At 63.8% G+C, this 13,667-nt stretch carries 13 protein-coding genes; 6 read left to right on the top strand and 7 right to left on the bottom strand.

Annotation, left to right across the window (positions count from 1 at the left end; genetic code table 11):
* The first annotated feature begins 1 nt into the window (after position 1).
* The 3 genes from QM672_RS03360 (at position 2) to QM672_RS03350 (ending at position 3,340) form a co-directional block, all read left to right on the top strand.
* A complete protein-coding gene (locus QM672_RS03360; protein ID WP_415080614.1) occupies positions 2-1,012 on the top strand; it encodes a Gfo/Idh/MocA family protein in 1,011 nt (336 codons plus the stop codon).
* On the top strand, positions 1,012-2,079 hold the full coding sequence (locus QM672_RS03355; RefSeq protein ID WP_415080612.1) for a Gfo/Idh/MocA family protein: 1,068 nt from the start codon (positions 1,012-1,014) through the stop codon (positions 2,077-2,079). The genes QM672_RS03360 and QM672_RS03355 overlap by 1 nt, the downstream gene beginning before the upstream one ends.
* A 181-nt stretch (positions 2,080-2,260) precedes the next feature.
* A complete protein-coding gene (locus QM672_RS03350) occupies positions 2,261-3,340 on the top strand; it encodes an ABC transporter ATP-binding protein (RefSeq protein WP_415080610.1) in 1,080 nt (359 codons plus the stop codon).
* Positions 3,341-3,438: 98 nt separating this feature from the next.
* Here QM672_RS03350 and QM672_RS03345 read toward each other — a convergent pair whose 3' ends face one another.
* A complete protein-coding gene (locus tag QM672_RS03345; RefSeq protein ID WP_415080609.1) occupies positions 3,439-3,954 on the bottom strand; it encodes a glycosyltransferase in 516 nt (171 codons plus the stop codon).
* A gap of 183 nt (positions 3,955-4,137) precedes the next feature.
* Between QM672_RS03345 and QM672_RS03340 the strand changes: the two genes are divergently transcribed.
* Positions 4,138-5,262, top strand: coding sequence for a PA0069 family radical SAM protein (locus QM672_RS03340; RefSeq protein ID WP_415080608.1), 1,125 nt, complete (start codon positions 4,138-4,140; stop codon positions 5,260-5,262).
* A gap of 58 nt (positions 5,263-5,320) precedes the next feature.
* On the opposite strand, the gene QM672_RS03335 is transcribed toward QM672_RS03340, so the two are convergent.
* Complete coding sequence (locus QM672_RS03335) at positions 5,321-5,773, bottom strand: hypothetical protein (RefSeq protein WP_311942170.1); 453 nt, start codon at positions 5,771-5,773, stop codon at positions 5,321-5,323.
* 186 nt (positions 5,774-5,959) lie between these two features.
* On the opposite strand from QM672_RS03335, the gene QM672_RS03330 reads away from it, so the two are divergent.
* Positions 5,960-6,532, top strand: coding sequence for a ribonuclease HII (locus tag QM672_RS03330; protein WP_068284723.1), 573 nt, complete (start codon positions 5,960-5,962; stop codon positions 6,530-6,532).
* Between the two features lie 210 nt (positions 6,533-6,742).
* Here the strand turns inward: QM672_RS03330 and QM672_RS03325 are convergent, their stop codons facing one another.
* The 5 genes from QM672_RS03325 to QM672_RS03305 form a co-directional block, all read right to left on the bottom strand.
* Entirely contained in the window at positions 6,743-7,189 is a 447-nt protein-coding gene (locus QM672_RS03325) for an RbsD/FucU family protein (protein WP_415080607.1), read from the bottom strand.
* Positions 7,190-7,198: 9 nt separating this feature from the next.
* On the bottom strand, positions 7,199-8,236 hold the full coding sequence (locus QM672_RS03320; RefSeq protein WP_415080606.1) for an ABC transporter permease: 1,038 nt from the start codon (positions 8,234-8,236) through the stop codon (positions 7,199-7,201).
* On the bottom strand, positions 8,236-9,192 hold the full coding sequence (locus tag QM672_RS03315) for an ABC transporter permease (RefSeq protein ID WP_415080605.1): 957 nt from the start codon (positions 9,190-9,192) through the stop codon (positions 8,236-8,238). The genes QM672_RS03320 and QM672_RS03315 overlap by 1 nt, the downstream gene beginning before the upstream one ends.
* Complete coding sequence (locus tag QM672_RS03310; RefSeq protein ID WP_415080604.1) at positions 9,185-10,756, bottom strand: sugar ABC transporter ATP-binding protein; 1,572 nt, start codon at positions 10,754-10,756, stop codon at positions 9,185-9,187. The genes QM672_RS03315 and QM672_RS03310 overlap by 8 nt, the downstream gene beginning before the upstream one ends.
* 353 nt (positions 10,757-11,109) lie before the next feature.
* Positions 11,110-12,090, bottom strand: coding sequence for an ABC transporter substrate-binding protein (locus QM672_RS03305; RefSeq protein ID WP_367626612.1), 981 nt, complete (start codon positions 12,088-12,090; stop codon positions 11,110-11,112).
* A gap of 307 nt (positions 12,091-12,397) precedes the next feature.
* Here QM672_RS03305 and QM672_RS03300 point away from each other — a divergent pair, with 307 nt between their 5' ends.
* On the top strand, positions 12,398-13,531 hold the full coding sequence (locus QM672_RS03300; RefSeq protein ID WP_311942435.1) for a site-specific DNA-methyltransferase: 1,134 nt from the start codon (positions 12,398-12,400) through the stop codon (positions 13,529-13,531).
* The last annotated feature ends 136 nt before the right edge of the window (positions 13,532-13,667 follow it).

The raw sequence follows: 13,667 nt of genomic DNA, 5'->3' as shown, positions 1-13,667 counted from the left end.
TATGAGACCTTTGAAATTTGCCATCATCGGCATCAATCACGACCATATCCACGGCCAGATCGCGGCGCTCAGGCGCGCCGGCGCAGTTTGTACCGGCTTTCACGCAGCCGAGGACAATCTCGCGGCCGCTTTTGCCGCGACCTATCCCGAGATACTGCGCGTCGCCGAGGCGGCGAAGCTCTATGAGGATCCTGCGATCGACGTCATCGTCAGCGCCGCCATTCCAGGCGACCGCGCCGATGTGGCAATCAAAGCCATGCGCCACGGCAAGGACGTGCTGCTCGACAAGCCGGGCATGACGAGCATCGACCAGCTCGAAAGCGTGCGCCTGGTTCAGGCCGAGACCAGGCGCATCCTCTCCATCCTCTATTCGGAACATTTCGAGGTGCCCGCCACCGTGAAGGCCGGCGAACTGGTGGCCTCGGGCGCCATCGGCGACATCGTGACCATGGCCGGGCTCGGCCCGCATCGCCTGCGCAAGCCGCAGCGGCCGGGCTGGTTCTTCGAGCGCGAACGCTATGGCGGCATCCTCGTCGATATCGGCGCCCACCAGTTCGAGCAATTCCTGTTCTTCACCGGTGCGGAGGACGCCGACATTCTCTCGGCCTCCGTCGGCAATCGCGCCAATGCCGACAAGCCCGGCCTGCAAGATGTCGGCGATGTCCACCTGCGCACGCCTGAGGGCGTCACCGGCTATATCCGCGTCGATTGGTTCACGCCTGACGGCCTGCCGGTATGGGGCGATGGACGACTCTTCATCACCGGCACGCAAGGCACCATCGAGCTGCGCAAATATGTCGACGTCGCCGGCCGTCCCGGTGGAGACCATCTCTTCCTGACTGACCGGAAGGGCATGCAGCATATCGATTGTTCGGCGGTCGAACTTCCCTTCGGCCGGCAGTTCATCGCCGATGTCTTCGAACGCACCGAGACAGCCATGCCGCAGGCCCGTTGCTTCAAAGCGATGGAACTCGCCCTCAAGGCCCAGCAACGAGCCGAGGAGGCCGCGTGATGGGCGAGATCAAATCCGTCGCCGTGGTCGGGCTGAACATCGGCCGCTCGCATATCGCCGAGGCCTATGAGCCACGCCCCGAGCGCTGGCGTCTCGCCGCCGTCTGCGATCGCAACCAGGAGCGCCTCGATGCAGTGGCCGACGAATTCTCCGCCGAGAGCCGCACGCTGCATTTCGACGAACTTCTCAAGCGCGACGATATCGACGTGATCGACATCGCCACGCCGCCAGCCACCCATTTCGATCTGGTCAGCCGGGCCCTCGCGGCGGGCAAGCATGTCGTCTGCGAAAAGCCGCTGGTGGGCTCGCTGCACGAGGCTGACCTCCTGGCCAATGCCCAGGCCCAGAGCGGCCAGATCCTGATGCCGATCTTCCAGTACCGCTTCGGCGAGGGGGTACAGAAGGCCAGGCGCATCATCGAGTCGGGACTGGCCGGCAAGCCCTATCTCGGCACCGTCGAAACCCATTGGAGGCGCACGCCCGACTATTATGCCGTCTATTGGCGCGGCAAGTGGGACACCGAGCTCGGCGGCGTGCTGATGACCCATGCCATCCACCAGCATGACATGATGACCTATCTGATGGGCCCGGTGCGCCGGTTGTTTGCCCGCGCGACCACGCGGGTCAATGCCATCGAGGTGGAAGATTGCGTTTCCTCGTCCTGGGAAATGGAAAATGGCGCGCTGGTGGCCGCCAGCGCCACTTTGGGCTCGCAGAACGAGATTTCGCGGCTGCGCCTATGTTTCGAAAACGTCACCTTCGAAAGCGGCGGCGAGGCCTATTCGCCAGGCGACGAACCCTGGACCATCCTGCCGGCGAACGAGGCCGTAGCCGCCGATATCAAGGATCTCGTCGCCGACCTGCCCCCGGTCGGCCGCCGCTTCCTCGGGCAGATGGACGCTTTCCATGAGGCGCTGCATAGCCGCGGACCGGTGCCGGTCACGGTCGATGATGCGCGCCGGGCGCTGGAACTGGCGACTGCCTTCTATCACTCGGCCCAGACCGGCAGCGACGTCAAGCTGCCGATCGGGCCGGATCACCCCAAATATCGCGGTTGGCGGCCTTAGAGAACCGCCCGCAAATGAGGACGTGTCATCCCCGGCACGGCCAACGGCCGTGGGAAGGGGATCCAGGGGCCGTTGGACACACCTAATAGTCCCTGGATCCCCTTCCCGGGGTCTACGACCCCGCCGGGGATGACAGTCCCTTGGGTTCAATCAAGTGCGAATGGCTTGTAGGGAGGACGGCATGGCGACCAGCATCAGGCTCGACAAGGTGGTGAAGCGCTATGGTTCGCTGGACGTGATTCATGGCGTCGACCTCGTCATCGAACCGGGCGAGTTCACGGTGTTCGTCGGCCCGTCCGGTTGCGGCAAGTCCACCCTCCTGCGCATGATCGCCGGGCTCGAGCCGATCTCGGGCGGCGACCTCCTCATCGACGGCGAGCGCATGAACAATGTGCCGGCCTCGCGCCGGGGCATCGCCATGGTGTTCCAGTCCTATGCTCTCTACCCCCACATGACGGTGTACAAGAACCTCGCCTTCGGCCTGGAAACCGCCGGCTGCAAGCGGGCCGAGATCGAGACGCGGGTGCGCCATGCCGCCAGGATCCTCAAGATCGAGGATTATCTGCAGCGCCGCCCCAAGGCCCTGTCCGGCGGGCAGCGCCAGCGCGTCGCCATCGGGCGGGCCATCGTGCGCGAACCGCGCATCTTCCTGTTCGACGAGCCGCTCTCCAATCTCGACGCGGAACTGCGCGTGCAGATGCGCGTGGAGATCGCCAAGCTGCACCAGGACCTCGGCAACACCATGATCTACGTGACCCACGACCAGGTCGAGGCGATGACCATGGCCGACAAGATCGTGGTGCTGCGCGACGGCGTGGTGATGCAGGTCGGTGCACCGCTCGACCTCTACAACGCACCGGCCAACCAGTTCGTGGCCGGCTTCATCGGCTCGCCCAAGATGAACTTCCTGGCCGGCCGCCTGACTGGGACCGGCGATGCGATCGAAGTCGCCGGGCAATCGGTTCGCCTCGGCGCGCCGCTGCCAGGCGCGGCGGCAGCGGCGCCCGTCACTTTCGGCGTTCGCCCCGAGCATATCCTGGTCGGCGGCGAGGCCGGCGAGCCGCTCGGCGAGGTCAAGGTCCATCTGGTCGAGCATCTCGGTGGCGAGACGGTGCTCTATGCGACCACCACGGGCGGCGAGAACCTGACCATTTCGGCCCCCGGCCAGTTGCGGGTCCGCCATGGCGAAACCGTGCCGCTACGCGCCGACCCCGCCCTCTGCCATGTCTTCGACAGCGGGGGAGCTTCGCTGCAGCGATAGGTTCCCTGGGACCGCCGGCTTCCGGCCGGCTCTTCCTTTCCGCACGTGCGACGGTTCCAAGAGCCGGCTGGAAGCCGGCGGTCCCAGGAGCGCCTGCCTCACCGCACCGTCCCCACTCCACCCGTAAAAGCACGCGCGCGCAAGGCATGAGTCCCCAAGCGCCCGCCCGCCAGCAGCGCCTTGCGCGGCGCCAGCATGGCCTGCTTCCGTCTGCGGCTACGCGACAGCTTGAGCACGATTTCGCTGAGCCTTGCGCGCCAGCCATAATCGTCGACAGCGCCACGAAACAGCATCGCAACCGGCCGGTCGTTCGCTCTTTGCAATCGCTGCATCATCACGCCGGCTTCGCGGAACCAATCGCTTTCCAGCCGGACGCCCGGCGCCATCACTAGCACCCAGTCGCTGCGGGCAGCCTCCAGCCCGGTCCTGGCATCGCCCTCGACGATGACACAACCGACCGCGTCGGCGACCAGCCGCGTGCCCTGCGACGGCCCGGATTCCGCTACCACCACCACCTCGCGCACAAAGCCATCCGCCGCCGCCGGGACAAGAGCAGCCAGCGTTTCCGCCAGCGCGACTTCCTGGCCGTTTGCGGCGATGACAACACTGATCATGGCAAGTCTGGTCCGACTGGAACGGTCACTTTTTTCAAAGGTCCGCATATCATGCACCACCGCCCGACGTGAGGGGCGCGAAGGCACGATCCTGCTCAAATGATTGGCATTTTGGTTTCGCTTGCCCAAATGTTCTCTTTTTGTTCTAATGAGAACAGAGAAATTTGATTCGCGGAGGCGGCCATGGGCGTGCCGATAAGCAAGGTCTCTCTTACCGACGCGGTGCCGGTGGGCACGACCGTTGTCGACATCGAGCGGCGGCGGGGACGCGGCGCCGGCTCCAATGCCAGTGGGCGCTTCGAGGGGCTGTCGCGCTTCATCGAGGATGACGGCTGGAACTCGATCGAGGAATTGCCGACCCTGCGCACCGAAATCCAGGAGGAGCAGGCCCGCAAGATCATCACCTTCAACGACTCGCCGGACATTTCCTTCGACCGTTCGATCAACCCCTATCGCGGTTGCGAACATGGTTGCGTCTATTGCTTCGCCCGGCCGACGCACGCGCATATGGGCCTCTCGCCGGGGCTCGACTTCGAGACCAAGCTGTTCGCCAAGCCGAATGCCGCGTCCCTCTTGGAAAAGGAGCTGGCGGCGAAGAACTACCAGCCGCGCACCATCGCGATGGGCACCAATACCGATCCCTATCAGCCGATCGAGCGCCAGCGCGGCATCACTCGTTCCATCCTGGAGGTTCTCGATAGAACCAGCCATCCGGTCGGCATCGTCACCAAATCAGGCCTGATCACGCGCGACATCGACATTCTCGCGCGTCTTGCCCGGCGTGGCCTCGTCAAGGTCGCTTTGTCGGTAACCACCCTCGACGCCAAGCTGTCCCGCTCGCTCGAACCGCGCGCGGCCACGCCGTCCCTGCGGCTGAAGGCCATGCGCCAATTGGCCGATGCCGGCATTCCCGTGACGGTGATGGTGGCGCCGATCATCCCCAAGATCAACGATGCCGAGATCGAGCGCATCCTCGAGGCGGCCCGTGCGGCTGGTGCCCGCGAGGCGGGTTACGTCATGCTGCGCCTGCCGCTGGAAATTTCGGGCCTGATGCGCGATTGGCTCAACGAGCATCGCCCCGATGCCATGAACCATGTCTTCTCGCTGATGCGCTCGAGCCGCGACGGCAAGGACTATGATTCACGCTGGGGCCTGCGCATGTCCGGCACCGGGCCCTATGCCTGGATGATCGGCCGGCGCTTCGAACTGGCAGCCGCGCGGCTCGGCATCAACGCCAGGCGGCTGAAACTGCGCACCGACCTGTTCACCCGCCCGGTGCGGATGGGCGAACAATTGGCGCTGTTCTGATCAGGCCAATCTTTCGTCCATCGGTCGCGTTGCCCGCCATCTCGACAGCGGGCGGCAATCATCCCTTGCTGTTGCCGAACCAGGACGAGCGTTGCGGCTTGGCCGGGGCAGAAGAAGGCTCGCTCACGGTGGGGCCGGGCAATTCGCTCACTGGTGTCAGGGTGGCCGAGGCCCAGAAGGAATTGCCGGCCAAGGCGTGCTCGGCGAGCTTGCGATAGGTCGCCAGGCGACGATCGATCCGCTCGCCGATGTCATAGGCGGCGAGTTCCTGGGGTGTCGGGTCACGACCGACTTCCTTCTTGAACGCCACCAGCCAGTCACGCTTGTTCTGCATGGAAAGGGAGAACGCGAGGAGGCCGACGACATCCTCTTCGTCATGCACCAGACGATCGAAAACATTGTCGGAGGCCAGGCCGGCCTTGGCCGGAGCCGGAGTTGATGCCACTTCGCTCTTGGGTTGATGGTCCTGAGAAGGCGCAACTGCCTCGATATCGGTCACGTTCTTTTGCATTCCACCTCGCCCTGCAACAAACGCTATCTGCCCAGACGCCAGCTACCGTCGTCGGCAACATGCCGTGAAATATTGCGGCTCAACTTGACACGGCAGAGATACAAAGCAAGTCACGATTTGTATCGGTACAGCTTCGACCCATCCTCCGCGCTGGACCTGTCGGCAGGAATCTTCTAACGCCAGTTCATGACAAAACTTCTTCTCGCTGGCGTCGACGAGGCTGGCCGGGGACCGCTGGCCGGCCCGGTTTCGGCAGCCGCCGTCATCCTTGATCCTGACAGAGTGCCCGTCGGCCTGGCCGATTCCAAGGTCATCACGGCGGCACGACGCGAGGAGCTCTATCAGGAGATCATGGCGTCGGCGCTTTCGGTGTCGGTTGCCTTTTCGAGCCCGGCTTTGATCGACCGGCTCAACATCCGCGGCGCCACGCTCGACGCCATGCGGCGAGCCGTCAGGGGCCTGTCCCTGCGCCCTTCGTCGGTGGAGATCGACGGCAAGGACGTGCCGCACGGCCTGCAGCTTCCGGCCCGCGCCATCATCGACGGCGATGCCCTGGTGCCGGCTATTTCCGCTGCCTCGATCATCGCCAAGGTCACCCGCGACCGCCTGATGATCAAGCTGGCGGTCACCTATCCGCTCTATGGCTTCGAGCGCCATATGGGCTACGGCACAGCCGAACATACCGCCGCCATCGACACGCATGGCCCCTGCCCGCACCACCGCCTGACATTCGGCAGGCTCAAGGCTTATCGGGTTTGAAGAGGAGGGACAGCGCGCGCCCCTCATCCGGCTGCCGCCACCTTCTCCCGCAAGGGGAGAAGGGATTTCATCGGGCTCGCTTTTGCCACATCCGGCCGCTTCAACATCGCGCGGCCTGTCCCACAAAGGCTCCTTCTTCCCTTGCGGGTGCCGTCAACTCCCTTGAGTTGACTAGAGGTCCCGGCAGGGGGATGAGGGGTGCAACACCTCCTACGGTGCGATCACGCCCTTGCGGAAGATGAAGCAGCCATAGAAGCGGCGCTCGCCGGTGGCGATGACGCAATAGGCTTTCTTGGCGTGTTCGTAGAATTCCATGCGCTCGATCGAGGTCATCGGCCAGGACTTGCCTTCCGCGCTGTCAATGGCCGCCTGCACCTCCTGCTGGACCGCCGGGATCTCGTCAGGCGAGCCGACGATCTCCATGCGGCGGGCCGAGTCGTCGACGAAGGTGTCGAGCGGCACGACCGAAAGCACGGCCTCGACCGCCCGCGCCGCCGTTACGCCGTCGATACGCAGGAGATCGCCCAGCACCGTTTCGCGGGCAACCGAGTCGGCCGGGAAATTGGTGTCGCAGATCACCAGCGTATCGCCATGGCCCATGGCCCGGAGGGCATAGAGCACATCGGCATTCAGCAACGGATCGATGTTCTTGAGCATGATACTTTCCTATTTTGCGATCTGCGCAGGCTTGGTCTGCATGAGTTTGGCCTGCAGGATGACGACGACCAGCAGGAAGGCGCCGCGCACCACCGACTGCCAATAGGCCGAGAGCGAGATCCAGCCCATGCCGTTCTCGAAATTGAGGATGGTGTAGATCAGGCCGAGCAGCAAGGCGCCGGCCAGTGTGCCGCCAATGGAGCCCTTGCCGCCCGTCAGCAGCGTGCCGCCCACCACCACCGAGGCGATGGCGATCAGCTCCCAGCCAATGCCTTCGATCGGCTGCCCCGCCCCGAATTGCGAGGCCAGGATCACGCCCGCCATGCCGGCCGTCACGCCGGAGATCACATAAACAGCGAAGATGGTACGATTGACCGGCAAACCCATCAGGCGGGAGGCTTCCGTGCCGCCACCGACCGCCAGCACGTGCCGGCCGAAGGAGGTGGAGTTGAGGGTCACCGCACCCACGATATAGGCCGCCAAGGCGATCCAGGCCGGCGTCGGGAAACTGAGGACGAAGCCGAGAATATTCGCAGCGATGCCGGCATTTTCGGCGTCCACCCATTCGGGCCTGATGAAGCTGAGCAGATCGCCCTGTCCGAGCACGGTGAAGGCGGTATCGTAGGAAGCCGACACCGACTGGTTGTTGGCCAGCAGCAAGGCCGTACCCTGTGCCGCCAGCATGGTGGCCAGCGTCGCGATGAAAGGCAGGATCTTCAGGCGGGTGATGATCAGCGCATTGATGAGGCCGACAATCGCCCCCGCCGCAAGCCCGCCAGCCACACCGGCAAGCAAGCCATAGGAGCTGAGATAGGCGGACACGACGCTCGCCAGCGCGGCGGTGGTGCCGACCGACAAATCGATGCCGCCGGTCATGATCACGAAACACATGCCGAGGGCCACCAGCATGAACATCGAGTTGTAACGCAGCACGGTCTGGATGTTGTAGGTGCCGAGGAAACCGTCATAGCGCCAGGCACCGAAGGCCGCGAGCAGCAGGAGGGCGAGCAGGACGCCGATCACCGGCGTGAACTGGAATTTCTTCATCACGCCGTTCCCTGCCGCTGGAGCCAGACGGCGAGCACGATCAGCACCGCCTTGGCAATGAGGGCCGCCGCATCCGGCACGCCGTTGGCAAGCAAGGTATAGCGCACCAGCTGGATGATCAGGGCTCCGAACAGGGTGCCGACGATGGTGGCCCTGCCGCCCGAAAGCAGCGTGCCACCCACGGCCACCGCAGCGATGGCATCGAGTTCCTTGCCCATGCCGATCAGATTGGCATCGGCCGCCGAGTTCATGGCGATCTCGATGAGACCCGCAATGCCGGCGCACAGCCCGCAGATGAAATAGACCAGCACCTTGACCCGGGCGGCCGGCACGCCGGCGAGCCGGGCCGCCGATTCATTGCCGCCGACCGCCAGGACCTGGCGGCCGAAGATGGTGCCCTTGAGCACATAGGCGGCCGCGATCACCAGAACAGCCATGATCCAGACCTGGAACGGCAATCCCAGGACCTTGCCGAGCGCGATCGCCTGGAATTCAGGGACCTTGAAGACCTGCAGGTCGCCATTGGTGGAGACCTGGGCAAGCCCCCTGCCCGCGATGAACAGGATCAGCGTCGCGATGATCGGCTGGATGTTGTAGCGCGTGATCAGCCAGCCATTGAACAGGCCGAACAGGCCGGCCACCAGCACCGGAATGACGATACCGAAGGCGATCGCGACATAGAGGCTGGGAAAATCCACGAGCTTGCCGGTGAAGATCATCGGCGACAGCGCACCGGCGATCGCCATCAGCGAGCCGACCGACAGGTCGATGCCGCCGGTCGCGATCACCAGCGTCATGCCGATGCCGACGATCACGATGGTGCAGACCTGGGTGAGGTTGAGCAGCAAGGTCTGGGTGGTAGCAAAATTGGGGGTGACGGCGAAATTGAAGCCGATCAGAAGCAGCAGCGCGATGAAGACACCGTAGCGCTGCAGGAACGCAGGAACGTCACGCATGGCCGGGTTTTCCGTGGGCTGGCGTTCCAGTCTCTTCGGCGACAGGGCTGGCGCCGTGGGCCATGGCGGCCATGATGCTGTCCTCGCTGATATCGGGCGGACGCAGTTCCGCCACGCTCAAGCCGTCGCGCAGCACGAAGACGCGGGTCGCTGCCTCGATGATTTCCTCAAGTTCGGACGAAATCACCAGCACGCCGAGGCCCTCGGCGGAAAAGCGCCGGATCAGGTTGAGAATTTCCGCCTTGGCACCGACATCGATGCCGCGGGTGGGTTCATCCAGAATGAGAAGTTTGGGATTCATGCACAGCCAGCGAGCGAGCAGGACCTTTTGCTGGTTGCCGCCGGACAATTCGCGGATCTTCTGATCCGGGCTCGAGCATTTGATGCCGATTTCCTTGATGAAGCGCTCGACGATCCGCCTCTGCTCGGCCAGGTCGAAGCGGCCGGAGCGAGAGAGGGCAGGCATCAGCGCAAGAGTGAGATTGTCGGCAACCGACATGTCGGGAATGATGCCCTCGACCTTGCGATCCTCCGAGCAGAAACCCATGCCGGCCTTGATGGCCTCGGCGGGCGAACGGAAATCCGTCCTGGCGCCGCCGAAGGCGATCTCTCCCTTGGCCCGGCGATCGGCGGCAAAGATGGCGCGAGCGGTCTCGGTCCGCCCCGAACCGAGCAGGCCGGCCAGTCCGACAATCTCGCCCTTGTCGATCGAAAGCGTGGCGTCGCTCACCCGCCGACCGACCGCAAGCGAACGCACGCCGAGCAATTCCTCCCGGCGTGACGGCGCTTCGTCGCGCTCAGCGGCGGTGGGGCCGGCCATTACCTCGGCCAGGGCTCTGCCAAGCATGGTGGTGACCAGAGTGAGCTTGGGCATCTCCTGCATGGCCGAAACGGCGACCGTGCGCCCATCCCGCATGATGGTCACCCGGTCGCAGACCGCATAGAGCTCGTCGAGCTTGTGCGTGACGAACAGCACCGAGACCCCATCGCTCTTCAATTGCCGGATGGTGCGCAGCAGCACCGCCACTTCGGCCTCGTCGAGGGAGGAGGTCGGCTCGTCCATGATCACCAGGCGGGCCTTGAAGGATACCGCGCGAGCGATCGCCACCATCTGCTGGATGGCGGTGGGGAATCCCCCCAAGGGTTGGGTAACGTCGATATTGACGTCAAAACGGGCCAGCAGTTCCCGCGCGCCGGCATTCATCGCCTTCCAGTCGATAAACAGGCCCGCACGCTTGGGCTCGCGACCGAGATAGATGTTCTCGGCAACCGAGCGATAGCCGATCAGGTTGAGTTCCTGGAAGATGGTGCTCACCCCCAGGCGCTGGGCCTGCTGCGGAGAGCTCGCCTGCCAGGGCGCCCCTCCAAAGGTGATCGTGCCGCCATCATGCGAATGAGCACCGTTGAGGATCTTGATCATGGTCGACTTGCCGGCCCCGTTCTGGCCGACCAAGGCCATGACCTCGGCAGGAGCAATCTCGAGGGTCGCGCCATGCAGGACTTTGACACCGCCAAAGCTCTTGGTGATGGCTTCCATGGAAAGAAGCGCAGACGATGCTGCCATTCGGTCTCCGGCTCATAATGGCGGCAAAACCCGCCTCTATCATTGTAAACAATCGAGCATAGGCTCAATCTTTGTCATGTCCGGGCTCGATCCGGACATCCAGGCTCTCCATCGTAAAAGAAGAGCTGGATTGCCGATCGAGACCCAATGCGGCCCACTCAAGGAGGAAACGCTCCCTTTTGTCATAGCCGGGCTTGACCCGGCTATCCAGAAGCCACGCAGCCGATCGGGCAACAGGGACTGGATTGCCGGGTCAGGCCCGGCAATGACAAAGGTCGCGCCAACTCCAAGTGGACGAGCCGCAAGGAGCCAAGCCCGGCAGCGACAGGGGTCAGTGCCTTACAACAACCGGATCAATAGGATTCCGGCAGATAAGCAGCGATGTTGTCCTTGTTGAACAGCCGGTCGGTATTGACGAGACGCGGCGCTACGGCTTCACCGGCGGCATATTTGACGATGGCATCGAAGGCGGCCGGACCGAATTTCGGATTGCATTCGATCAGGACGAGGATCTTGCCATCCGAAACGGCCTGGGCCGCATCGCGTGTACCGTCGATCGAGGCGAGGATCAGGTCCTTGCCCGGCACCTTGCCGGCAGCCTCCATGGCGGCGATGGCGCCCATGGTCATCTCGTCATTATGCGAATAGAGGGCGGTGGCGTCGGGATGGGCCTGGTAGAGCGTCTCGAAGACCTGGCGCCCCTTGTCGCGAGCGAAGTCACCCGACTGGGAGGCGATGATCTTTATGTCGGGATAGGCCTTGATCGCCTTCTCGAAGCCCGTCTTGCGGTCATTGGCCGGAGAAGAGCCGACCGTGCCCTGCAATTCGATGATCTTGGCCTTGCCATTGACGGCCTTGGCCAGATATTCGCCAGCCATCTCGCCTTCCTTGATGAAGTCCGAGCCGATGAAGGCGACATAATCCTTGCCGCCCTTGGCGAGATTCACATCGACGCCGCGATCGATGAGGAAGAGCGGGATGCCCGCCTTCTTGGCTTCCATCACCGCCGGCACCAGCGGCTTTTCCTCGCGCGGCGACAGCAGGATGACGTCGACCTTCTGGGCGATCATCGAGCGTACGTCGGCAACCTGCTTGGCGGCCGAGCCGGCGGCATCGGTGTAGACGAGCTGCCAGCCCCGCTTCTGGGCCTCGTCCTTCATGCTGGCGGTCTGGGCAAGGCGCCAGGGATTGTTGCTCTCCGTCTGCGCAAAGCCGACTTTGTAAGTATCCTTCTTCTTCAGCTTGGGCAGGTCGGCATAGGCCGGCACCAGCCCGAGGCCGGTGAACGCAGCACTGCCGGCCGCGATCTGCAGCAAGGAACGACGCGTGATCATTTTTCTCTCCCGTTTGGGCCCTTGTTCCGACGGGCCCGGACCGATGGCAGCGCAGTTTCCGTGCCAGGGTCGGCGGCTAGAATGGTCGGACAATTTGAACCGCGTCAAGTCATCAATTTGAGCAGAACCCGGACAATCACAAGCAAGCTCGGCCACGACACAAGCGTCCCGTTCCGGCACGAAATTTTTATCGCGGCGGCAACGCGGAATTTACCAAACCAGCCCAGGATCCAACGTGTTGTCAGTAAGCGTTGCGTATGAGTACCCCATGAGTATCTCGCGTACCGGAGCCGCCCAAGCGCTTCGGATGAGCCCTGGGTTGAAGCGTGTAGAATCGCGTTCGTCGCTTGTGGCGGGCGCGGTTCTACCGCTCGATACCATCATCGAAGGCGATTGTATTGCCGCGTTGCAGCGCCTGCCAGCCGCAAGCGTGGATCTCGTCTTTGCCGATCCGCCCTATAACCTTCAGTTGGGCGGCGATCTTCAGCGGCCCGACAATTCCATGGTCGATGCCGTCGATGACGACTGGGACAAGTTCGCCTCCCTGCGCGAGTATGACGACTTCACCAGGGCCTGGCTCGCCGCCGTCAAGCGCGTGATGAAGCCGGATGCCACGCTGTGGGTGATCGGCTCCTACCACAACATCTTCCGGGTCGGCGCCAGCCTGCAGGATCTCGATTTCTGGATCCTCAACGACATCGTCTGGCGCAAATCCAACCCGATGCCGAATTTCCGCGGCAAGCGCTTCACCAATGCGCATGAGACCCTGATCTGGGCCTCGCGCGACCAGCGCTCACGCTACACCTTCAATTACGAGGCGCTGAAGGCCGGCAACGAGGATGTGCAGATGCGCTCCGACTGGCTGATTCCGCTGTGCACCGGCTCCGAACGGCTCAAGGACGACGAGGGGCGCAAGGCCCATCCGACCCAGAAGCCGGAGGCGTTGCTGGGGCGCATCCTGCTCGCCGCCTCCAAGCCGGGCGACGTCGTGCTCGACCCCTTCTTCGGCTCGGGCACCACCGGCGCCGTCGCCAAGAAGCTCGGCCGCCACTTCGTCGGCATCGAACGCGACCAGGCCTATATCGCCCATGCCCGCGAACGCATCGCCCTCGCCGCGCCTGTCGACGATGCCGCCATGCTGGCACCGGCCGAGAAACGCTCCGAACCGCGCATTCCCTTCGCCAACGTGATCGAACGCCAGCTCCTGCAGCCCGGCGCCATCCTGACCGATGCCAATGGCCGCCATCAGGCTCGCGTGCGGGTCGACGGCTCGATCATGCTCGGCGACATCGTCGGATCGATCCACAAGATCGGCGCCCTCGCCCAGGGCCTGCCCGCCTGCAATGGCTGGACCTATTGGCATTATGACGACGGCGGCAAGCCGGTGCTGATCGACGAGCTGCGCGCCATTCTGCGCAAGGAACTAGCGGCAGCCGGGTGAGCTTCCTTCTCCCCTTGCGGGAGAAGGTGGCATTACGAATGCAATGACGGATGAGGGGAGCAACTCTGCCTCACCGACCTATGCGCCAACACCCCTCATCCCCCTGCCGGGACCTTCTCCCACAAGGGGAGAAGGC

It is taken from the genome of Labrys sp. (in: a-proteobacteria) (genome assembly GCF_047605565.1).
In the GTDB taxonomy this organism is placed as follows: domain Bacteria; phylum Pseudomonadota; class Alphaproteobacteria; order Rhizobiales; family Labraceae; genus Labrys; species Labrys neptuniae.
This window is presented reverse-complemented; position numbering and strand designations above follow the sequence as displayed.

Excerpts from the sequence above, each read along its gene's own strand:
- QM672_RS03360 (WP_415080614.1), top strand. The coding sequence starts at position 2 with ATGAGACCTTTGAAATTTGCCATCATCGGCATCAATCACGACCATATC.
- QM672_RS03355 (WP_415080612.1), top strand. The coding sequence starts at position 1,012 with ATGGGCGAGATCAAATCCGTCGCCGTGGTCGGGCTGAACATCGGCCGC.
- QM672_RS03350 (WP_415080610.1), top strand. The coding sequence starts at position 2,261 with ATGGCGACCAGCATCAGGCTCGACAAGGTGGTGAAGCGCTATGGTTCG.
- QM672_RS03345 (WP_415080609.1), bottom strand. The coding sequence starts at position 3,954 with ATGATCAGTGTTGTCATCGCCGCAAACGGCCAGGAAGTCGCGCTGGCG.
- QM672_RS03340 (WP_415080608.1), top strand. The coding sequence starts at position 4,138 with ATGGGCGTGCCGATAAGCAAGGTCTCTCTTACCGACGCGGTGCCGGTG.
- QM672_RS03335 (WP_311942170.1), bottom strand. The coding sequence starts at position 5,773 with ATGCAAAAGAACGTGACCGATATCGAGGCAGTTGCGCCTTCTCAGGAC.
- QM672_RS03330 (WP_068284723.1), top strand. The coding sequence starts at position 5,960 with ATGACAAAACTTCTTCTCGCTGGCGTCGACGAGGCTGGCCGGGGACCG.
- QM672_RS03325 (WP_415080607.1), bottom strand. The coding sequence starts at position 7,189 with ATGCTCAAGAACATCGATCCGTTGCTGAATGCCGATGTGCTCTATGCC.
- QM672_RS03320 (WP_415080606.1), bottom strand. The coding sequence starts at position 8,236 with ATGAAGAAATTCCAGTTCACGCCGGTGATCGGCGTCCTGCTCGCCCTC.
- QM672_RS03315 (WP_415080605.1), bottom strand. The coding sequence starts at position 9,192 with ATGCGTGACGTTCCTGCGTTCCTGCAGCGCTACGGTGTCTTCATCGCG.
- QM672_RS03310 (WP_415080604.1), bottom strand. The coding sequence starts at position 10,756 with ATGGCAGCATCGTCTGCGCTTCTTTCCATGGAAGCCATCACCAAGAGC.
- QM672_RS03305 (WP_367626612.1), bottom strand. The coding sequence starts at position 12,090 with ATGATCACGCGTCGTTCCTTGCTGCAGATCGCGGCCGGCAGTGCTGCG.
- QM672_RS03300 (WP_311942435.1), top strand. The coding sequence starts at position 12,398 with ATGAGCCCTGGGTTGAAGCGTGTAGAATCGCGTTCGTCGCTTGTGGCG.